This is a genomic window from Streptomyces sp. NPDC104313 (assembly GCF_055583985.1).
On record NZ_JBVJMW010000010.1, the window covers coordinates 56,613 to 76,376 of the forward strand.

The 19,764-nt window shown below is 72.3% G+C and carries 18 protein-coding genes and 1 pseudogene; 11 read left to right on the plus strand and 8 right to left on the minus strand.

The features are described from left to right. Positions 1-60 precede the first annotated feature (60 nt). Positions 61-2,292: a protein kinase domain-containing protein gene (locus ACZ60Q_RS23180; RefSeq protein WP_469637742.1), complete on the plus strand. Its 2,232-nt coding sequence runs from the start codon at positions 61-63 to the stop codon at positions 2,290-2,292. A 68-nt stretch (positions 2,293-2,360) separates the two neighbouring features. Next, positions 2,361-2,813, plus strand: a pseudogene (locus ACZ60Q_RS23185) (iron chelate uptake ABC transporter family permease subunit); the annotation flags it as partial. Here ACZ60Q_RS23185 and ACZ60Q_RS23190 read toward each other — a convergent pair. The 3 genes from ACZ60Q_RS23190 to ACZ60Q_RS23200 are packed head-to-tail and all read right to left on the minus strand — an operon-like array spanning position 2,746 to position 6,422. Further along, positions 2,746-3,966 (minus strand): MFS transporter, encoded by a 1,221-nt coding sequence (locus tag ACZ60Q_RS23190; protein WP_469637745.1) that lies wholly within the window; start codon positions 3,964-3,966, stop codon positions 2,746-2,748. The pseudogene ACZ60Q_RS23185 and the gene ACZ60Q_RS23190 sit on opposite strands and share 68 nt — an antisense overlap. A gap of 33 nt (positions 3,967-3,999) precedes the next feature. Beyond that, positions 4,000-5,331, minus strand: coding sequence for a preATP grasp domain-containing protein (locus tag ACZ60Q_RS23195; RefSeq protein WP_469637748.1), 1,332 nt, complete (start codon positions 5,329-5,331; stop codon positions 4,000-4,002). After that, positions 5,331-6,422 (minus strand): radical SAM protein, encoded by a 1,092-nt coding sequence (locus tag ACZ60Q_RS23200; RefSeq protein ID WP_469637750.1) that lies wholly within the window; start codon positions 6,420-6,422, stop codon positions 5,331-5,333. Before ACZ60Q_RS23200 ends, ACZ60Q_RS23195 begins: the two co-directional genes overlap by 1 nt. Positions 6,423-7,330: 908 nt before the next feature. On the opposite strand from ACZ60Q_RS23200, the gene ACZ60Q_RS23205 reads away from it, so the two are divergent. From ACZ60Q_RS23205 to ACZ60Q_RS23215, 3 genes are all read left to right on the plus strand, one after another. Further along, a complete protein-coding gene (locus tag ACZ60Q_RS23205) occupies positions 7,331-7,822 on the plus strand; it encodes a hypothetical protein (RefSeq protein WP_469637753.1) in 492 nt (163 codons plus the stop codon). 173 nt (positions 7,823-7,995) lie between these two features. Beyond that, the gene (locus tag ACZ60Q_RS23210; protein ID WP_469637756.1) at positions 7,996-8,364 is read left to right on the plus strand and encodes a BlaI/MecI/CopY family transcriptional regulator; all 369 of its coding nucleotides are present in this window, start codon (positions 7,996-7,998) and stop codon (positions 8,362-8,364) included. After that, a complete protein-coding gene (locus ACZ60Q_RS23215; RefSeq protein WP_469637759.1) occupies positions 8,361-9,257 on the plus strand; it encodes a M56 family metallopeptidase in 897 nt (298 codons plus the stop codon). Before ACZ60Q_RS23210 ends, ACZ60Q_RS23215 begins: the two co-directional genes overlap by 4 nt. 30 nt (positions 9,258-9,287) lie before the next feature. Here ACZ60Q_RS23215 and ACZ60Q_RS23220 read toward each other — a convergent pair whose 3' ends face one another. The 5 genes from ACZ60Q_RS23220 to ACZ60Q_RS23240 form a co-directional block, all read right to left on the minus strand. Beyond that, positions 9,288-10,325: a C40 family peptidase gene (locus ACZ60Q_RS23220; RefSeq protein WP_469637762.1), complete on the minus strand. Its 1,038-nt coding sequence runs from the start codon at positions 10,323-10,325 to the stop codon at positions 9,288-9,290. A gap of 214 nt (positions 10,326-10,539) precedes the next feature. After that, the gene (locus ACZ60Q_RS23225; RefSeq protein WP_469637765.1) at positions 10,540-11,067 is read right to left on the minus strand and encodes a GNAT family N-acetyltransferase; all 528 of its coding nucleotides are present in this window, start codon (positions 11,065-11,067) and stop codon (positions 10,540-10,542) included. A gap of 187 nt (positions 11,068-11,254) precedes the next feature. After that, positions 11,255-11,662, minus strand: a complete 408-nt coding sequence (locus ACZ60Q_RS23230) for a hypothetical protein (RefSeq protein ID WP_469637768.1) — start codon at positions 11,660-11,662, stop codon at positions 11,255-11,257. A 101-nt stretch (positions 11,663-11,763) separates the two neighbouring features. Beyond that, on the minus strand, positions 11,764-13,281 hold the full coding sequence (gene glpK, locus ACZ60Q_RS23235; protein ID WP_469637771.1) for a glycerol kinase GlpK: 1,518 nt from the start codon (positions 13,279-13,281) through the stop codon (positions 11,764-11,766). A gap of 27 nt (positions 13,282-13,308) precedes the next feature. Then, positions 13,309-14,154, minus strand: coding sequence for an MIP/aquaporin family protein (locus ACZ60Q_RS23240; RefSeq protein ID WP_469637774.1), 846 nt, complete (start codon positions 14,152-14,154; stop codon positions 13,309-13,311). A gap of 318 nt (positions 14,155-14,472) precedes the next feature. Here ACZ60Q_RS23240 and ACZ60Q_RS23245 point away from each other — a divergent pair, with 318 nt between their 5' ends. The 6 genes from ACZ60Q_RS23245 (at position 14,473) to ACZ60Q_RS23270 (ending at position 19,718) form a co-directional block, all read left to right on the plus strand. Continuing rightward, positions 14,473-15,399: an AEC family transporter gene (locus ACZ60Q_RS23245; protein WP_469637777.1), complete on the plus strand. Its 927-nt coding sequence runs from the start codon at positions 14,473-14,475 to the stop codon at positions 15,397-15,399. 186 nt (positions 15,400-15,585) lie between these two features. Continuing rightward, positions 15,586-16,149: an RNA polymerase sigma factor gene (locus tag ACZ60Q_RS23250; RefSeq protein WP_469637780.1), complete on the plus strand. Its 564-nt coding sequence runs from the start codon at positions 15,586-15,588 to the stop codon at positions 16,147-16,149. Further along, positions 16,146-16,949, plus strand: a complete 804-nt coding sequence (locus ACZ60Q_RS23255) for a zf-HC2 domain-containing protein (RefSeq protein ID WP_469637783.1) — start codon at positions 16,146-16,148, stop codon at positions 16,947-16,949. Before ACZ60Q_RS23250 ends, ACZ60Q_RS23255 begins: the two co-directional genes overlap by 4 nt. Positions 16,950-16,969: 20 nt before the next feature. Continuing rightward, positions 16,970-17,779, plus strand: a complete 810-nt coding sequence (locus ACZ60Q_RS23260) for an ABC transporter ATP-binding protein (protein WP_469637786.1) — start codon at positions 16,970-16,972, stop codon at positions 17,777-17,779. Beyond that, positions 17,776-19,158 carry a hypothetical protein gene (locus tag ACZ60Q_RS23265; protein WP_469637789.1) on the plus strand — a complete coding sequence of 461 codons (1,383 nt, stop codon included), beginning with the start codon at positions 17,776-17,778 and terminating at the stop codon, positions 19,156-19,158. Before ACZ60Q_RS23260 ends, ACZ60Q_RS23265 begins: the two co-directional genes overlap by 4 nt. Continuing rightward, positions 19,155-19,718: a hypothetical protein gene (locus ACZ60Q_RS23270; RefSeq protein WP_469637792.1), complete on the plus strand. Its 564-nt coding sequence runs from the start codon at positions 19,155-19,157 to the stop codon at positions 19,716-19,718. Before ACZ60Q_RS23265 ends, ACZ60Q_RS23270 begins: the two co-directional genes overlap by 4 nt. Positions 19,719-19,764 lie beyond the last annotated feature (46 nt).

Below are 19,764 nucleotides of genomic sequence, written 5' to 3' on the forward strand. Positions count from 1 at the left end.
CAGCACAGGTGAGCGGGCCCGCGGTGGCCCGGACGCACGGGGGACGGGAGGTCGGGGAAAGTGTCGCTGCGCGGAGGTGATCCGGTCGAGATCGGCGGTTATCCGCTTGAGGGACGGCTCGGTTCGGGTGGCATGGGCACGGTCTTTCTGGCCCGTACGAGCTCGGGGCGGCCTGTCGCGATCAAGCTGATCCATCAGCAGTTCGCGGGGGACGAGGAGTTCCGCATCCGTTTCCGGCAGGAGGTGGCGGCCGCGCGACGGGTGAGCGGTGCGTTCACCGCCGCCGTGGTCGACGCCGCGCCCGAAGCCGAGCAGCCGTGGATGGCGACGACCTACATCGAGGGGCCCACGCTCACGCAGCGCATCGCCGCGGGGGGCCCGCTGGACGGAGCGGAGCTGAGGCGGCTCGCCATCGGGCTGGCGGAGGCGCTGCGCGACATCCACCGGGTGGGAGTCGTCCACCGTGATCTGAAGCCCTCGAACGTCGTGCTCTCGCCCGAGGGCCCACGCGTCATCGATTTCGGCATCTCCCGCGCGGCGGACCAGCAGACGCTGACGATGACCGGGCGGGTCATCGGTACGCCGCCCTTCATGTCGCCCGAGCAGTTGCAGGCGCCGCGTGGTGTGGGGCCGCGGTCCGACGTCTTCTCGCTGGGGACGCTCCTGGTGTACGCGGCGACGGGCCACGGGCCCTTCGACGCGGACAGCCCCTACCTGTCGGCCTATCAGGTGGTACACGAGGAGCCGTCGTTGGACGCCGTTCCGGCGGCTCTGCGAGCGGTCGTCGAGCCGTGCCTGGCCAAGGAGCCCGAGGGGCGTCCATCGGTGGACGAACTCCTCGTGCTGCTGCGGGACCTGCCCGCCGAACTCGGCGGGGCCGAGGCCGCGGGCCGCACCCGCGACATGAACACGCAAGCCCACCTCGCGACGGGGGACACCTCGGCGCGGACCGTCCCGACGGACCCGACGCGGATCACCGGCACCCCGGCCGGCGGCCGTCTGCGCCGCCGATGGAGGCCCGTGCTCGCGGCGGCGGTCGCGGTGGCGGCGATCGGCGGGGGAGTCGCGGCGCTGACGACGGGCGGCTTCGACGGGAGCGGTGGCGGCACGAGCCCCGCTGGAGCGGGCACGGCACAGAGCGCCGAGGCGCCTGCGGGCGCGCTTCCGGACGGCTTCGAGCCGTGGCACGTGACCGTGCCGGGCGGTCGCGGGGACATCCCCGACGAACTGCGTTGCGTCGCGCGGGGCGACGCGCTGTTCTGCGGGGGCGGCGGCGTCGTCGCGACCCGTATCAAGGCCGACGACGGGTCCCGGGTGTGGACGGCGAAGAGCCCGGGCGTCCCCGTCCAGGGCATGCACCTGGTGGGCGCCACCGACGACACGGTGCTCGGCTACCGCTTCGCCGCCCAGGACGCCGAGGGCCCCCGCAACGAGGTGGTGGCCCTCGACGCCGACAGCGGCCGGGAGCTGTGGTCCGCACCGTCCGGCGCCCAGTCGACGGCCGTCACGGGCCGGACCATGGACGCCGTCGTGGCCGGCTCCGCCGTGGTGACGGTCGACGCCACCAACTCCCGCTTCGAGGCCCGGGACGCCCACAGCGGTGAGGTCATCTGGACCACGCCGTTCCCCGTCGGCACACAGTGCGCCCCCGTCCCGCTGCGCCCGCGGCTCCTCGCGATGTGCGCGGCCGACGCGGAGGTGGACGACCTGCAGGTGCGCCGTCCCACCCTGCGCGCGCTCGACCTCGCCTCCGGGACACTGGGCAGGCCCGTCGCGGTCGACGGCCCCGTCGTGCCGGTGGGCGCCGCCCGCGGCCGGCTCGTCCTCCTCTCGGTACGCTACGAGGGCCCGGCGCCGGCCGGGTACGACGGAGTGGCGCGGTTCGACCCGGCCTCGCGCAAGGTCACGTACGCACGGTTCGACAAGGTGTACGCGGGCACGCCCGGTATGGCGGGCGACACCGTCCACGTGAGCGGGCAGGCCGGTCTCGTCACGGCGTTCGACGCCGCGACCGGAGACAGGAAGTGGTCGCGGCAGACGGGCGTGGAAGGTGCGTCGGGCCCCGCGGCGGGAGTCGGCGCGCTGTACTTCAGCTCGGCCACCGGCCGGGTGGTCGCGCTGTCGCCCGACGACGGCGAACCGCTGTGGACGACGGATCCCCGGGTCGACGGTCTGACGGGCGAGCAGGGCGCGAGCCCCCGCGTGACCGTCGCGGGCCGTGCGCTGTTCGTGGCCGCGGACGAGAACACCCTGTTCGCGTTCGACGCGCGGAGGCCGCCGAGGTCGGGCTGACCCCGGCGGCCTCCCGCCCGCCCCTCCCCGGTGGAGGGCTCAGAGCCTGTCGGCGCAGGACCCGTCGGCTCCTCCAGTCCCTGACCCGCAACCCGCTCGGCAGCCCCGACGTCATCGGCTTCACCACCGGCTCCTGCACTGGAGTCGTCGTCACGCTGCTCGCGGGTGCGAGCAGTTACTCGGCACTCGTGGCGGGCGCCCTCGCCGGCGGGCTCGTCACCGCCCTCGCCGTGTATCTGCTGGCGCTCCGGCGGGGCGTGCGCGGCTTCCGGCTCATCATCGTGGGGATCGCCTTCGTGGCACTGGCGGCGCCCCAGATCGCCCGCCGCCTCACCGGTCGCGGAACCTCCGTCGACCTCACCGGTTCGGCGCTCGTCGGCGCGCTGCTGCTGCTCGGCGCCGACATCGCGGCGCAGCACGCGATCGAGGGTGTGGTGCTGCCGACCGGCGCGGTCACGGTGTGCGTCGGCGGGGCGTATCTCCTGGTGCTGCTGGTGCGGGAGTCCCGGCGGGGGTGGTAGCACCCCGCCCCGGACGGAGGAGGGCGACGGTGGTGAGGACGAGCGTGACGGCGGCCGCGATCAGAACCGTGGTCGAGGGCCGGGTGTGAGCGAGGAGCAGCCCGGTGGCCGCCGCACTGATGCCGTAGCCCATACCGCTGCCGGCGTACTGGAGTGAGTAGCCGAGGGGATGCAGGCCGGTGGGGAGCGCGCGCTGGAGAGACAGGTTCCGTGAGATCAGGACGATGGCCTGGCACAGACCCGCCACGAGCAGCAGCGCGGACATCACGCCGAGTGCCGGGGCCGTCGCCATCGCGCTCGTCACCGCGACCGTGGCGTACAGGAAGAGTGCGCTGTGGCGTTCAGGGCCGCCCGGCCAGGCGCGCAGGCCGTACAGGAGACCGCCGAGGATGCTGGCGAGGGCGAAACCGGTGAGGACGGGACCGCTGTAGGCGATGGGGTGGCCCCGCTGTTCGAGGAGGGCGGGCAGGGCGAGTTCGACCGTGGCCAGCAAATACATCGCGGCCACACTGGTGAGGTAGATCGGCCAGGCCGCCATCAGTTGTCCGGCCACGCCGCCCCGGGGCCCGGCCGGATCGGGCCGACCGGTCTTCTCCGGGAGGAGGAACACACAGCCCGCCCCTGTCAGGGTCGCCGCCGCGGCGACGAAGAAGGGCACGGTCGCGGCCCCGTGTGCCGCGGCCGTGGCGACCAGCGCCGGGGCGACGGCCCACCCGGCCATGTTCAGGGACGACTCCCAGCTGAGCGCGGAGTTGAGGTCCCTTGCGGGAACCAGGTCCGCCACCATGGCCCGCAGGGCCCCCGGGGCCGCGGCGCCCGCCGCGCCGGCCACCGCGGCCAGGGCGACGAGCACCGGCGCCGGAGCGGCGGGAGCGAGGGCGAGGGCGCCGAAGACCACGGCACAGACCGTGAGCCCCACGGCGATCTCCCGGCGGAAGGGGCGGCTCCGCAGCCGGGCTCCCAGGAGCGGGGCGCCCACCGCCTCCGCCGCCGTGTACGCGGCGGCCATCATCGCACCGCGTGTGTAACCTCCTGACACCTCGCGGTCCAGGAACACGAAGGCCAACGGCGCCATCGCCACCGGAAGCCTGGTCGTGGTGATCACGCACGACCAGGTGGCCATGCGTCTGCTGACCAGACCGCGGTACGCCACCTGTCGGTCTCCTCTCCTCGTGAAGACGGGCGATCAGGCGCCGACGCCGGGCCGCGCGTTGGCCAGGACCTTCTCCAGCCCGGCCTCCAGGGCCAGCGCACGGTCCCAGGTGGGCGCCAGGACGACGTACTCGACCGTGCCGCTGACGTCGGTGTCGTCCGAAGAGATCACGATGCCGCGACCGGTGCCCGGGTCCCAGGCCAGCGCGTTGGCCTCCAGCTCCCCGAGCAGAATCCGCAGGGGCGGGGCCACGACGCCGAAGCGGCTGAGCAGGACATGGCCGTCGGACCAGCCCGGGCCGACGAGGGTCTCGGCGATGCGGTGGAGATGGGTGCTGCCGCCGAGGCGGGCGTTCACCTCGTTGAACCAGATCTCGCCCGCCGGCGATATCACCGCGTCGATGTTGGCGAGGCCGGTGTATCCCAACTGCCGCATCAGCCGGGCCATCCGCAGCGATTCCTGGGACAGCTCCCTCCACACGTGCGGGGGAAGCGACGTCAGCGGCAGTTCGAGCCCGACGAGAACCGGCGGGTCCTGCGCCGAGCGCAGCCGGCCGGAGTTGACGACGGTCGGTTCGCCGTCCTCGGGACAGAGGACTTCGACGTAGACCGACCGGCATCCGGGCAGGAACTCCTCGACGACCACCTCGCCCCGGGGAGCGTGGGAGTCGGTGAGGCCCGCGAAGGCGAGGACCTCGTCGAGGTCCCGGGGATCCGTCGGGCGGATCGTCGCCATCGCTCCGGTGACCTCCAGGTCCGGGTCCATGGTGACGACGACGTTCCCGTGGCCGCTGACCGCCCGGTCCCGCTTGACGATCACCGACGCACCCCGCGACAGCAGTCGCGTCACCGAGTGCGTCAGGTCGTTGGTGGTCCGGCAGGGCATGCCCGCCGGGATGGAGAAGCCCGCCCCGGCCGCGAGGGCCCGGAACACCACCTTGCTGTTGAACAGCTCCGCGCCGCCCTCCGCGAGGAAGTCCGGCCTGTCGGCCGTACGCACACCGAGCGCCTGGGCGAACGTCACGGCGCCACGGTCGTACATGTACGGGCAGAACTCCCACTGCGGGGTCACGAGGCCCCGGAGCGGGCCCAGCACCTCGGCACTGTGCAGCTGATCCTGTGTGAGGAGGTCGGCGTCCGGACTGACGAGGTGGATGCTCGACAGGTCCAGCCCGGTGTGCCGCGCGACGTGCTGGAGGAAGCTTCGGGACAGGGGGCGGGGGAGGACGAGCGCATCGCCGTCACGCAGGAACCAGGCCAGCCTCTTCATCGTGAAGAGGAGCCCGCGGCGGTCCTCCTCGGTGAGGAGGTCCATGCGGTCGACCATGTGCTCGGCGCAGGCGTTGCCGAGCCACAGGGTGGGCATCAGTGGTCCGCCTTCCCGCCGTCGCTGTCCAGGTACCAGACCTGGAGGAACCCGTTCTCGTCGACTCGCGCCGAGGGCGGGAGAACCCAGGCGGGCGCCCAGCGCCGGCGTTCCTCGTAGGAGTAGCCGGTCTGCACGAGTACCCGATCGTCCTCACGGCCGATGACGGCCCCCTCGTACAGGGAGACCTTCCCCACGTCGGTCATCAGCGTGAAGTGCGGCTTGGCCCGCCCGGACGTCATACCGGAGACCACGAGCTGCCGGAAGAGGTCCAGTCCCCGGGCGATGGAGGTCCGGTGGTGATCCATGCCGCGGATGGGGACGCAGTGGAAGAGGTAGTGCGCCTCGATGTCGAGGCGGCGGAGTTCGTCGTACAGCGTGATCAGCGTGTCCAGGTCGTCGTTCACACCACGCAGCAGCACCGTCTGGTCGTAGACGCGGGCGCCCGCCGACCGCAGAGCCGCGTACGCGTCCCGCACCTCGGGGAACAGCTCTCCCGGATGGTTGATGTGGGTGGCGATCTCCACCCGGAACGTCGAGCGGGGACGCAGCGCGCGGATCATCCGCTCGTCGACACGGCGGGGGTCCTGGAGGGGTACGCGGGTGCCGATCCGGACGACTTCCACCTGGGGCGCGTGCTCCTCGATCGCGTCGAGCAGGAAGGCCAGGCGGTCGACCAGGACCAGCGGATCACCGCCTGTGACCAGGACTTCTCGTACCGCCGCGTTCTCCGGGGCCGAGCCGCAGTACCGGGCGACGCGTTCCAGGTCGTTCTCGGACAGGGTCCGCGTCGTGTACTGGCCGCGAATGCACCAGCGGCAGTGCGCGGCGCAGATCGTGGTGGGTTCGACGAGGAGGGTCCTGCGGTACAGCTTCTCCACGCCCTTGAGCTCCGCACCCTCGAAGGTGGTGCGCAGCTCCGACTGGTAGTGCCTGTCGACCTCGTGGGCCCGGTCAACGGCTTCCGACGGATCCACGACGTACTGCAGGTCCAGGAAGGACAGCTCTCCAGGGTACTTCTCCTCCGCCATCTTCTGTCGCAGATACGGGGATATCTTCTCGGCGAACACGCCGTTCTTGGCTCCGGCCATGGCTGGGCAACCTCCTGCATCGGGACCTGACACCGGCTTGCGCGGCTTCAGGCGGGCATACGGTTCTCGGTCTCGGGCGGATGTGGATCGGAGTCGTGTGGCGGAGCGTTGGTGATGCGGGTGGCCGCGCGAGCCGGCGCACCCCGGCCACGGTGTGCTCGGACAGTCACGGTGTGCTCGGACAGTCACTGTCTCGGCTGCGATGGCCCGGTCGGACCGGTGCGGGTGCGAGCGGACGATGCGCGCGGCGGCGCCGGTGCGGTCGGCGAGCGTCAGGGGCGGCCCGTGCGTGGTGTTGGCCCGAACAGCCAGGACGAACGTGTCCCGCTCGTCACCGTCGAACATCCGCGCAAGGATCTCCCGTGCGCCCCGGAGCCGGGCGGCGTGCACACGGTGCGCGCCGTCGATGACCCGCATGGTGGCGCGGTGGACGACGATCGGTGGCAGCGGGCCGGAAGCCTCGCGCAGTACGCGGGCGTGCTCGTCGTTCCTGCCCGACAGACGGGGCGTCTGCGTGGTCCGCGGAACGTCCAGCGGCACGGCCTCTGTCGGTAAGTGCTCGATGTCCATCACGTTGCCGGACGCACCTTCCTGCGAGGGGCGGGTTCATGGAGCGGTGGAACCAGATGCGATGGATGCGCAGTCGCTCGTGCCGCGCGAGCGTCGCACAGCGGACAAGAGAGGGTCAATCTGTCCGCTGACGCGGATGGCGTGAATCTGATCCCCGTCGGAGGGCCGCCCGTTCACCCCTGCGAGCCCGTGACGGATCGCGCCGGCGCCCGGGCGAAGGGGCCGGGCGAAATGATCCGGCCACCGCGTCGCCCATGGCTCCCACCTGTCCTTGTCAACGTGAGCGGGCGCCTGTTTCGATGTCTCCCCGAACGTGCCGCCTTCCGCGAGGACGTCCTATGGGTACCAGCGAACCGGAACTCCCCACCGGCGGCAGACCGCTGTCGCGGAAGCTTCAGCAGCGGCTCAACGAGCTGATCACCACGCACTATCCGGACGAGCGCAAGCGCCCCGGCTACGCCCGGCTGGCCAGAGAGATCTGCGAAGTCACCGGGGGAGCCATCTCGGGGACGTATCTGTGGGAGCTCGCCACGGGGAAGAAGCGCAACGTGAGCCTGAAGCAACTGGACGTCCTGGCCACGTTCTTCGGGGTTCCGCCGGAGTACTTCCTGAACGACGAGGTGGCTGAACGCGTCAGCACGCAGCTGGCTCTCGCGTCGGCCCTGCGCGATGTGCGCGTACGGAACCTGGCGCTGCGCGCCGACGGACTGTCGGCCGCGAGCCTCGACGCGCTGCTGACGATGGTCAACGAAGCTCGCAGGATCCAGCAGTTGCGGCCCGCCGGCACCGCCACGGCCGAAGGCGACGGCCCCGGCGGCGGCCACGCCTGATGTAGTGCCGCCACCGTCCGCCCCGCGGCGTCCGACCGGCGTCGCGCGTGCGCCCGGGACGTCCCGCTTCGCGGCGCCCGCGCCCCGCGCTACGGTCCGGCACGGAGGGGGCGGAGCGTGAACCTACTATGCTTCCCGGGCGCGTGAAGACGCACGGAATCAGGGGACGGGGAATGCGACGGCTCGGAGAGCTCGAAGCCGAAATCATGGGCTGTCTGTGGAAGTGGGACAGGCCGGCGACGGTCCGTGAGGTGGTCGACGACATCAACCTCCGCCGTCCGGCCGCCTACACGACGGTGATGACCGTGGCCACCATCCTCTACAACAAGGGTTGGCTGACCCGGCAGAAGCGGGGGCAGGCCTGGCTCTACACGCCGGTCCGCAGTCGCGAGGCCTACTCCGCCGCCCTGATGGAGGACGCCCTGGGAGCGAGCGGGGACCGCTCGGCGGCGCTGGTGCACTTCGTGGAGCGGATGACGGAGGAGGAAGTCGCCGCGCTCCGCGAGGCGCTGCGTGCTACGGGCCGCGACGGCGAGCTGTGAACGCCGCCCCCTTCTACCTCGGTTACGCGGCGACGGTCGGCGTCCTGGCCCCGCGCGCGCTGCTCCGCAGCAGCTGGCCCCAGCGGTCACCGCTGCTGGCGGTCGCCGTGTGGTTCGCGCTGGCGGCGTCCTTCTCCGTCTGCGTCGCCCTGGCCGCCCTGCACCTCACCACCCCGGGCGCACACCTGCACGGCATCCTCTACTCCTGCCGCTCGGCCCTGGGCCTCGGCCCGTCCGGCGGCGGCCTCCCGCCGGACCTGGGGCTCGCCGCCGTCGTCCTGGTCGCCGCCCACCTCGCCGGCTTCGCCGAACACACCGTGCGGGCATACGCCGCCCGCGCCCGACACCGCGGGATCCTGGACAAGGTCGGCCGCCGGTCGGCCTGTTCGCGGGCCACCGTGCTGGAGCACGCCGAGCCCGCCGCCTACTGCCTGCCCGGCCGCCATCCGAGGATCGTCATCAGCAGCGGGGCCGTCGGCCTCCTGTCCGGCGGCGAACTCGACGCCGTCGTCGAACACGAGCGGGCCCACATCCGCGGCCGACACCACCTCGTCCTCGCGGCCGCCCATGCCTTCACCCGGGTCTTCCCCGGTGTGCCGCTCGCCCGCCATCTCCAGCAGCAGATACCCCTGTTGCTGGAGATGGCCGCCGACGACCACGCACTGCGCCGCTGCCCGCGCGGTGCGCTGGCAGCCGCCATGTTCACCCTGGCGGCGGGCGAGGCGCCGAACGGCGCCCTGGCGGCGGGTGGCCGGACGGCGCTGGTCCGTCTCCGGCGCGTGCTGGCCCCCGCGCACCGCGCACATCCCGCCCTGCGCTGCGCGCTCGGCACGGGCGCCCTGATCACGCCCGTGCTCCCCGTACTGCTGACCTGCCACGCCGGACTCGGGTGACACCCGTCGGCCGCGAACCGGCCGACGGCCTCAGATCCGTACGCCCCACATGAAGGGCATCCCACTGCGGGCCATCGACTCGTACCGCACCTGAGCGCCGGGCTTCGGCGCGTGGAGTATCTGCCCGTTCCCGGCGTAGAAGCCCACATGGCTCAGGTCGGTGCGCATGATGACGAGGTCGCCGGGCTTGAGCGCACCGATCGAATTGATCCGGGTGCCGACGTTGGCCTGGGCCTGCGACGTACGGGGCAGCGAGACGTCGGCCTGCTGGAACGCCCAGGAGGTCAGACCGGAGCAGTCGAAGGACCCGGGACCGGTGGCGCCCCACACGTACGGCATACCGACCCTGCTCTTCGCCGCGTTGAACGCCGCGGCCGTACGTCCGGACGCACTGGCCTCGTTGCCCAGCTCGACCCGCTCGCTCGCCCGGTTGGCCCGCTCCTCCTTGTCGACCCGCTCGGCCCGCTCCTCGGCCGTCAGCGTGTTGAGGAGCCGCTGCGCCTCCGCCAGCTTGCCCTGGATCTCCTTCTTCTTGCTCCCCAGCTCCTTGCGGGTGCCCTGGAGGCTGTCGAGCTTCTCCGCGGCCTGAGTGCGCTGCTGTTGCAGGGCGCGCTGCTGCGAGAGGAACTGCTGGAGCGTGTCCGACTGCCGTGCGCTGAGCCGGTCGAGGCCCGAGGCCTTGTCCAGGTAGGCGTCCGGGTCGGCCGAGAGCAGCAGCTGGATGGAGGGGTCGAGGCCACCACTGCGGTACTGCGCCGTGGCCGCCGAACCGAGCTGCTGTCGCAGCTCGTTGAGGGCCGTCTGCTTACGGACGACCTCCTCGTGGAGCTGGTCGGCCTCCTTCTGCAGCTGTCCGGCCGATTCCTTCGCCCCGTTGTACTTCTCCGTGGCCTGGGTGGCCTCCTCGTACAGCCGGTCGACCTGCGCCTGTACACCCTTCTTGTTCGGGTCCGGCAGGGGATCGGCCGAGGCCGACTGCGCCGACAGGACGACCGTCACCGCCGCGGTCGCGGTGAGCACGGAGGTGTATCCGTGGCTGGGCTGCTTGGGACGACGGTGGGACGCCACTGTGGCGAGCTCCTTCTTCCTCGGCCGCTGTCCGACGGCCCGGGGACCGTCAAGTACCGCTGTGGGAACGCGGCTTCAGCGACACCTCCACCGACGGCCCGGGCGGGCGGCCGGCCGTACGGAGGCCGAGCCACGCATACTAATCAACTTAGTGGCCTACATCCAAGCGCGGCCGGGGGACGCGTCCCTCTCTGCCCGGCCTCCCGTGACCTGCTCAGTCGCCGAGGATCCGCTCCCACAGCAGTCCGTCCCGCCAGCTTCCGTCGAGAAAGATCGCCGAGTGTGCGACACCGTACGGGGTGAACCCGTTGCGGCGCAGCACCCGCTGCGACGGCAGGTTCTCCAGGTTGGTGGACGCCTCGGCGCGGTGCAGGCCGAGTTGGTCCGTCATCACCCGGAGCGCGAGCCCGACGGCGTTCCCGGCGTGCCCCTGATTCTGGGCGACGGAGGCGATCCAGTAGCCGACGGAGCCGCGGCGCAGATGTGGCTGCGGCAGGATGCCTCCCACCGTTACCTGTCCGACCACCTGGTCGTCGGCGAGCACCACGCCCGGCCAGAGAGTGCCGGCCCGGTAACCGGCCAGCAGGCCCTCGATCCGCTCCGCCTGGCCCTCCGGGGTGAAGTAGTCGGACGGCTGGGCCGGTTCCCACGGCCGGAAGGCCTCGGCGTCCCGCACTCGGTGCGCGGCGATCGGCGCGGCGTCGGTGGGCTCTATCAGGCGGATCCTGGTACCGCTGCGCATGGGTCGATCCTCGTTGCGATGCATCGGATGGGACGGATGGGACGGCCAAACCTATGCGATGGCGCCCGGGCCGCCCGCTGCGCCTACCCGCCCCCCGGACCCGGGCCCCCGGACCCGGACCGGATCTCGCCACGGGTTACGGGCCCGCCCCTGCCCTGGACTCCGCCGGGCCGGCCCGGCGGAGTCATCAGCCGGCGGCGGCGACGGTGGTGGTGGGAACATCGATGGCGAGGTGGTCATCACCGTCCGGCCGAGGGGTGGTGCGGGAGTTCATGCGCGTGGCCAGACAACCGATCACACGCGCGGTCAGCGACGCGTCCGGGACAGCGGTGCCTTCCGGAGGCAGGAGGGATTCGTCCTCGAGCGGGGGGTTGCCGCCGAGGTAGCGGGCGGTGTCCCTGTTGACGACCCAACAGGCCAGCGAGACCTTCGCGAGCCCGGGGGCGGTGCGCTTCACCCGGACATCGGCGCAGAGCGTGAAATCGTCTCCACCGAACGAAACGGTGGTGCTGAACTCCCGCCCACGAGGGAAGCGTTGGAGCAACTCGACCACGGCGGGTCTCACCACCGCCCGTGCCATGGGGTCCGCGTACACCAGGTGGCCTCCTCGTCAGGTGTTCTCCAGCATGCCGGACAAACGCATGCCGGAGAACACCTGAACGAGCCTCGGTCGGACCGTCGCGCCGTCGGAGCGGGTCAGGGGACCTTCACCCAGTCGAGGGTGCGCTCCACCGCCCGCTTCCAGCCCGCGTAGCCCTCCGCGCGCTGCTCCTCGGACCACTGGGGCGACCAGCGCTTCGACTCGTGCCACTGGGTGCGCAGCTCGTCGGTGTTCTGCCAGAAGCCGGTGGCGAGCCCCGCCGCGTAGGCCGCGCCGAGAGCGGTCGTCTCGGCGACGACGGGACGGCTGACCTGTACGCCGAGGACGTCGGACTGGATCTGCATACAGAGGTCGTTGGCGGTGACCCCGCCGTCGACCTTGAGCACGTCGAGATGGACCCCGGAGTCCTGCTCCATGGCCTCGACCACATCGCGGCTCTGGTAGCAGATGGCTTCCAGAGTGGCCCGCGCCAGATGCGCGTTGTCGTTGTACCGGGCCAGGCCGACGATCGCGCCGCGGGCGTCGGACCGCCAGTACGGCGCGAACAGGCCGGAGAACGCGGGCACGAAATACATGCCGCCGTTGTCCTCGACGCTCCGGGCCAGCTCCTCACTCTCGGACGCCGACTTGATGATCTTCATCTGGTCGCGCAGCCACTGCACCGCCGACCCGGTGACCGCGATGGATCCCTCCAGCGCGTAGACCACCGGACTGTCGCCGAACTGGTAGGCCACCGTGGTGAGGAGCCCGTGCTGCGAGCGGACGAGCTCGGTGCCGGTGTTGAGCAGCAGGAAGTTGCCGGTCCCGTAGGTGTTCTTGGCCTCGCCGGGGGCGAAGCAGACCTGGCCGACGGTGGCCGCCTGCTGGTCGCCGAGGACGCCGCCGATGGGGATGGCGGCGCTCAGCGGCCGGGAGGTGCGGGTGGAGCCGTAGGCCTCCGGATGCGACGAGGGGTTGATCTTCGGCAGCATCGCCCGGGGGATGCCGAAGAACCCCAGGAGTTCCTCGTCCCAGTCGAGGGTCTCCAGGTTCATCAGCATGGTGCGGCTGGCGTTGGTCACGTCGGTGGCGTGGATACCGCCGTTCGGGCCGCCGGTCAGGTTCCACAGGACCCAGGCGTCCGTGTTGCCGAAGATCGCGTGACCGGCCTCGGCCGCTTCCCGTACGCCGTCGACGTTCTCCAGGATCCACTGGATCTTGCCGCCGGAGAAGTACGTCGCCGGCGGCAGCCCGGCCTTGCGGCGGATGACCTCGCCCTTCCCCGAGCGTTCGAGGTTCGCCGCGATGGCGTCGGTACGGGTGTCCTGCCACACGATGGCGTTGTAGTAGGGCCGCCCGTTGCGCGGGTCCCAGACCACCGTGGTCTCGCGCTGGTTGGTGATCCCGATGGCCACCAGGTCCGTCGGCGACAGGCCGCCGTGCCGCAGGGCGTTCTGCATCACCGAGTTGGTGCGTTCCCAGATCTCCACGGGATCGTGCTCCACCCACCCGGAGCGGGGGAGGATCTGCTCGTGCTCCAACTGGTGCTTGGCGACCTCGTTGCCGCCGTGATCGAAGATCATGAATCGGGTGCTGGTGGTCCCCTGGTCCACCGCGCCGATGAAGTCCGCCATGATGTGCTGCCTCTCCGGCCGCTGTGGTCAGTCCTTGGAGGCCGGGACGCGTCCCGGCGGTTCGGGTGCGGCGGACGGCAGGAAGCGTCCGACGAAGGCCTTGTAGAGCCCCGCGCCCAGCAGACCGCCGACCAGGGGGCCGATGATGGGCACCCAGAAGTAGAGATTCCCGTACTGGTCCCGCCACGCACCGCCGTAGCCGGTGAGGAAGCTCGCCAGCCGGGGCCCGAAGTCACGGGCCGGGTTGATCGCGTACCCCGCGTTGGTTCCCCAGGCCATGCCGATCGCGACCACGACCAGGCCGATGATGAGCGGGCCCATGTTCGAGCCGGGCGGGGTGTTCAGCATGTCCGTGATGGCCATGATCAGCAGCAGCAGGATCGCCGTGCCGATGACCTGGTCGCGGAACGCGCCCCACTCATGGATCGGCAGCGCCGGATTGCCGTTGGCCGGCAGGGTGGAGAACACCGTCTGCGTCTTGGTGGTGTGCCCCGGGTCGGCCTTCGCCAGCGCCTCGCTGTAGTTCCACCGGACGAGGAGCGCGGCCACGAACGCACCGGCCGTCTGCGCCAGCGCGTACGGAGCCACCTTCCTCCACGGGAACCCCTTGAACGCGGCCAGTGAGATCGTCACCGCGGGATTGAGATGGGCCCCACTGAGCCGCGCCGCCACATAGACGCCGAGCGTGACGCCCAGCCCCCACGCCCAGGCGATGCTGTCGTGGTCACCGAGCCCGCCGGCCGGATCCGTCAGGGCTCCGCCCGCCACCACCTGGGCGACGACGCCGCAGCCGAAGAGGATGAGGATCATCGTGCCCGCGAACTCGGCGGACATCTCGCCGAGCAGTCCGGACTTCTTGCGTAGTTCAGCCATGGAAGCTCGCCCTCCGCCGACGGTGCCGGCTGTCGACTATCCGAGCAGTGTCAGCAGGCTAAGGCGTTTTACGAAATGGGGCATATCGGGATGTTGTGGCCGGGGTTCGGATGGCGCCCGACGGTGGACCGATCGAGTGAGAGCGCCCATCGGGCGAGAGCGCCGATCAGGTGAGGGGCGGGAGCCTGCGCAGCCGAACGCCGAACGTCCCCCACCCGCCTCGGGGGCGCTACCACCGGTCTGAGACGCTGTCCGGCACCGACCAGGTGTTCCACCCGTCCGGCCGCCCACCGCACCTGATCCACCCGCAAGGAAGACATGCAGGGAGTCCTCACCGGATTCACGGTGATCGCCACCGTCATCGCCGTCGGGTACGTCATGGGCCGCCGCGGATATCTGGGACAGGACGGCCGTACCGTGCTGACCCGGCTGGCCTTCAACGTGGCGACCCCGGCCCTGCTCTTCACGATGCTCGCGGGCGCGGACCTCTCCGTCGTCCTGTCGGAACGTCTGCTGGTCACCGCGATGGCCATGGCCGCCACGGCCGGAGTCTTCGCCGTGGTGGCCGGACTGTTCCTGCGCTGGGAGGCCGGGCGGGTCACGATCGGTGCCCTGTGCTCCAGTTATGTCAACGCCGGGAACCTGGGCATCCCCATCGCCGTCTACGTCCTCGGAGACGCCTCGCTCGTCGCCCCGGTGCTGCTCCTCCAGCAGATCGTGGTGACCCCGCTGGCCCTGACCGTCCTCGACCTCGGTCGCCCCGGGAAGCCGGTGTCGGTCGTCCGGCGGCTGGCCACCCCGCTGCGCAACCCGATGGCGATCGGATCGCTGGCCGGTGTCGCCGTGGCCGCGTCCGGCCGGACCCTGCCCGGACCCCTGCTCGAACCGCTCGTCCTCATCGGCAACATGTCGGTCCCCGCGGTCCTCCTCGCCTTCGGGATATCCCTGTACGGAAGCGAGCGTCCGGGCCGGGGGGAGGACCGGGTCGCGCTGTACCTGTCCGCCCTGCTGAAGACGGTCGCCCAGCCGGTCGTCGCCTGGGCCGTCGGCGTGGGGCTGTTCGGGCTGCGGGGCGAGGCGCTGCTCGCCGTCGTGGTGATCGCGGCTCTCCCGGCAGCCCAGAACCTCTTCACGTACGCCTCGCACTACGGTGTCGCCGAGCGGTTCGCCAGGGAGTCGATCCTGCTGTCCACCCTGCTCGCGGTCCCGGTGCTGATCATCGTCGCCGCACTGCTCGGCCGCTAGCGCCTGTCGTCGAACCGCCGCCGCCGCCCGGCAGGCGGCAGTTCGACGACAGGCCCCGGCGGCGGGCTTTCGGAGCGGGCCCGGCCGAAGGGCCCGCGGCCGGTGTCCGCGAGGGCAACCCCTCGGGTGTGACACAGGCCACTCCCGGGTGAGAACCTGCGGGGCCCGCCCCCGCGTCTGGCCGGTGTGAGACTACGAAAGAAGCGGCCTCCGGAGCCGGCGGCCGAGGAACACCTCCTCCGTCTGATCGCCGACGGAGATCGGACCGCGTTCGACGAGCTGTACCGGCGCACCTCGCCCTGGCTGGCGGTACGGCTGCGACGTCGGTGCGCCGACGAGCAGATCGTCGCCGAGGTCATGCAGGAGACCTATCTCGCCGTGTGGCGTGCCGCCGGCGCCTTCGTCGGCAGTGCCGTCGGCGGGAGCGCCGCCGGGTGGCTCTGGACGATCGCGGCCCGCCGCCTGGTCGACGCCTTCCGCCGCCGAGCCCACCACGCCGAACCGCCCCTCGCCGCCGCCGGACGTGCCACCGCCCCGGCCGCCGAGGACGAGGCCCTGGCCGCCGCAGTCGGCGGAGAGGTCGGGGACGCCCTGCGGACCCTCGCCCCGGAGCTGCGGCAGGTGCTCCAGGCCCTGGTGCTCGACGGGCTCTCGGTCCGGGAGACCTCGGTCCTGCTCGACCTCCCCGAAGGCACCGTCAAGACCCGGGCCCGCCGGGCCCGTATCGCCATGAGAAGGGCACTGGTATGAGCGTCGAGCACCCCTCCGACCGACTGGTCGCCGGCTACGCGCGGGGAGACACCGACCTGCCCGCAGACGAACTGTGGGCCGTGGAGGCCCATATGGAACAGTGCGCTGACTGTCGCGGCCGGCTGGCCGGCGCGGTGGCCGACGTGCCCGCCGTCACCGCCCTGCTGACCGCCGTCCGTGACAGCCTGGAGCCGGACCTGGACCGTTCGACGCCCGCCCCGCGCCGTCGCCGCCGCCCCATGACCTGGGCCACCGCGATCATGGGCCCCTGGCTCGCCATGGTCATCGGTGTGAGCGTCGTCGCGGTGCTGCTGGACCGTACCGCGGGCTGGACTCGGGGCGCGCCGACCGTCCTGCTGCTGGCGCCGGTCCTTCCGCTCGCCGGAGTCGCCGCGGCCTGGTCGCGCGGACTGGACCCGGCTTTCGAACTGACCGCCGTCACCCCGCGCGCCGGGCTCTCCCTGCTGTTGCGGCGCACCCTGACCGTGCTCGCCGTCGTCCTCCCTGTGCACCTGGCCGCCGGGCTCCTGACGGGCGTCGCCCTCGCGCAGTGGCTCCTGCCCTCCCTCGCCCTCACCGCGACGGCGCTGGCGCTCGGCAGCGTCATCGGCGTCGGCCGCGCCACCGCCGCCCTCGGCGCGCTGTGGACCGGGGCGGTCCTCGTCCCGGCCGCGGCCCTGGGCCGTCTCGTCCTCCTGCGGCCCGAACACCTCCCGCTCTGGGCCCTGACGCTCGCCGCCGCGGTCGGCGTCGTCCTGGCCCGCCGCAGCGCCTACACCACCCCCAAAAGCCTGCGATGACCCCCCGCAAGGAGCGACCCATGACCGTCCCGACCGGCGCGCTCGACACCGCGCCACGCGTCTACGCCCATGAGATCCATGCCACCGGCCTCACCGTCAGGGTGGGCCGCGACCGGCTCGCCGTCGACGGCCTCGACCTCTCCCTGGGCACCGGAACCCATGGCCTGCTCGGCCCCAACGGCGCCGGAAAGACCACTCTGATCCGGACGCTCGCCACCGTCCTCCGGCCCACCGGGGGAGACCTCGAACTGTTCGGCCACTCCGTCCGCGACAGCGCCCGCCATCGCGAGCTGCGCCGGGGCATCGGCTATCTGCCGCAGGAGTTCGGCTACTACAAGCGGTTCACCGTCCGTGAGTTCGTCAGCTACCTGGCCTGGCTGAAGGAGATGCCCGCACGGGACATCCCCGGCGCCGTACAGCGCGCCGTGGAACGGGTCGGACTCGCGGACCGGGCCGACAGCCGGATGAAGGCGCTCTCCGGAGGAATGGTGCGCCGCGTCGGCATCGCCCAGGCCATTGTCAACGACCCCTCGGTGCTGCTGCTCGACGAACCGACCGTCGGCCTCGACCCGGCACAACGCCTCCAGTTCCGCGCCCTGCTCCAGGAGCTCGGCCGGGAGAGCTGCGTGCTGGTCTCCACCCACCTCGTCGAGGACGTCGCTGCGGCCTGCACCGATGTGGTGCTCTTCGACCGGGGCCGGCTCGTCTTCCAGGGGACGCCGGAGGCGCTGGCCGCCGCCGGGACCGCCGACCAGCCGGGCGACAGCCCCCTGGAACGCGGCTACTCCGCTCTCCTGTCCGGCTCCGACCAGGAGAAGGGCAGCTGGTGAACCTCCGCGTCCTGCGCACCGAACTCCTGCGCTCCGCCGCCCCCTGGGCCGGCCTCACCGTCTCTACCGGCGGGTTCGCGTTCCTCTACGGTATCGACGGGAGCTGGTGGGGCACCTCGGTGGACTGGACGGGCCAGTGGACCTCCCTGGCCCTGTGGACCCGGGGGCTGCTCGCCTATCTGTGGCCCCTGGTCGCCGGGATCGGGGCACTGTACGGGCTGCGGGACCACCGCTCCCGGATGCCGGAACTGCTGGCCGCCACCCCCCGGCCCGGATGGCAGCGCGCGGCGGCCCCGGCCACCGCGGTCGCCCTGGCGCTGGTCGCCGGGTTCGGGGCGCTGCTGCTGTGGGGCGGGGTCCAGGTGGCGCTCGGCCCGACCTCGTACACCCACCTGGGCTGGCTGCCCATCTCGGCCGTCGCCCTGCTCGCCCTGGTGGCCGCCGCGGTGTTCGGCATGGGCGTGGCACGAGCCCTGCCCTCACCGCTGACCCCACCGGCGGTGGCGGTCCTGTTCCTCGCGGTGACGGTGCTCCTGATGGAGCAGACCGACAGCGAACTGCCGAGCGCTCGCGTCGGATCCCAGCTGCTCTCGCAGCTCTCCCCGGCGGTCGCCGGGCCGCGTCAGGTGCTGCTGACCCTCACCGGCGCCGTGCACCTGGGCCAGGCCCTGTGGCTGCTCGGTCTCCTGGCCACCGGGTTCGCGCTGCTGAGCGCGGTCCGCCGGCGGGGCCGCCTGACGGCCGTGGCTCCCGTGCTCGCCGGAGCCGCCCTGGCGCTGCTGGTGCTGCCCGGCGACGCACGCGGTGGCTACCGTGTCGACCCGGCGGCAGCCGCCCCGGTGTGCGAGGGGCCGGTGTGCGTCACCGAGGTGCACCGCCACCGGCTCGACGCCCTCGCGCCTTCCGCCACCCGGGCCCTGGAGGTCCTGGACACCGCGCTCGGCGACGCGGCGCCCCGGCAGGTGCGGGAGGAGACCGCGCTCCGGGCTGTGGGGGAGAACCGCCGGCTCGCCCCGGCATCGGTGCTCGTCAGCTTCGAGGACCCGCAGATCGACACGGCGAAGGGCGACCAGCTGGTGCGCCGCCTCGTCGGCGAGGGTCTCGCGCCGAGTTGCCGGGCGCTCACCTCCCGGGAGTTCGGCGGCGACGAGGTGCTCGTCGTGCAGAGTGTGCTGGCGAGCTGGGCGCTGGGGACGTTCCGGCCCATCGAGGCCGATGTGTACGACCGCGAGGGTTACCGGGCCTCGATGGGGAAGGCTTGGAAGCAGTTCACGGCACTCTCCCCGGACAAGCAGCGGAGCCGGGTCGCCGAGGTGCGCGAAGCCGCCCTCGGCTGCGAGTTCACCTGGGCCGACGAGCTGGCCGGGGGAGCGCGGTGACGAGCGGTCTCCTGCTGTACGCGCGGTCGCGCCGGGCCCCGGCCACGGCTGGAGCGTTCCTCGCCTCGGCGGTGCTGCTCGGGGCGGGCGCGGCGGCCGAAGGGGTCGCCGATCCGCGGCTGACGGTCCTGTCGGTGGCGCTCGCCGTCGCCGCGGCGGCCCCCGGGCTCGGTGGCCAGGACGTGGGGCTGGACCGGACGGCGGCGATCCGCTGGGCCTCGCTCCGGGCGGCGCATGTCCTGCTGATCGCCTCCGTCGTCACCCTCGTGCTCCTGACGGCTCAGACGGCGGGGCGCGACCCGGTGACAGCGGTGTTCCTGCTCCGGGACGCCGCCGGGCTGACCGGTCTCGCCGCGCTCGGGGCCGTCGTGTTCGGTGCGGAGTACGCCTGGACGCCGGTCGTCGGCTGGCCGGCCGTCACCCTCTTCGCGCCGCCCGACCCGGGCGGGGTCGGCGGCTGGCTGCTGGCTCCGCCCGATGCCCAGGCCGCCGCCTGGACCGCCGGCGCCCTGCTGGTGGCCGGTACCACCGTCTACGCGGCGGCCGGACCCCGGAGGTGACGGCTGGACCCCGGAGGTGATGGGCCGGGCCCCGGAGGTGACGGCC

Bases quoted from the DNA above. Each gene is read 5' to 3' on its own strand.
- ACZ60Q_RS23195 (WP_469637748.1), bottom strand. From the start codon at position 5,331: ATGCCCACCCTGTGGCTCGGCAACGCCTGCGCCGAGCACATGGTCGAC.
- ACZ60Q_RS23200 (WP_469637750.1), bottom strand. From the start codon at position 6,422: ATGGCCGGAGCCAAGAACGGCGTGTTCGCCGAGAAGATATCCCCGTAT.
- ACZ60Q_RS23205 (WP_469637753.1), top strand. From the start codon at position 7,331: ATGGGTACCAGCGAACCGGAACTCCCCACCGGCGGCAGACCGCTGTCG.
- ACZ60Q_RS23210 (WP_469637756.1), top strand. From the start codon at position 7,996: ATGCGACGGCTCGGAGAGCTCGAAGCCGAAATCATGGGCTGTCTGTGG.
- ACZ60Q_RS23225 (WP_469637765.1), bottom strand. From the start codon at position 11,067: ATGCGCAGCGGTACCAGGATCCGCCTGATAGAGCCCACCGACGCCGCG.
- glpK (WP_469637771.1), bottom strand. From the start codon at position 13,281: ATGGCGGACTTCATCGGCGCGGTGGACCAGGGGACCACCAGCACCCGA.
- ACZ60Q_RS23240 (WP_469637774.1), bottom strand. From the start codon at position 14,154: ATGGCTGAACTACGCAAGAAGTCCGGACTGCTCGGCGAGATGTCCGCC.
- ACZ60Q_RS23245 (WP_469637777.1), top strand. From the start codon at position 14,473: ATGCAGGGAGTCCTCACCGGATTCACGGTGATCGCCACCGTCATCGCC.
- ACZ60Q_RS23255 (WP_469637783.1), top strand. From the start codon at position 16,146: ATGAGCGTCGAGCACCCCTCCGACCGACTGGTCGCCGGCTACGCGCGG.
- ACZ60Q_RS23260 (WP_469637786.1), top strand. From the start codon at position 16,970: ATGACCGTCCCGACCGGCGCGCTCGACACCGCGCCACGCGTCTACGCC.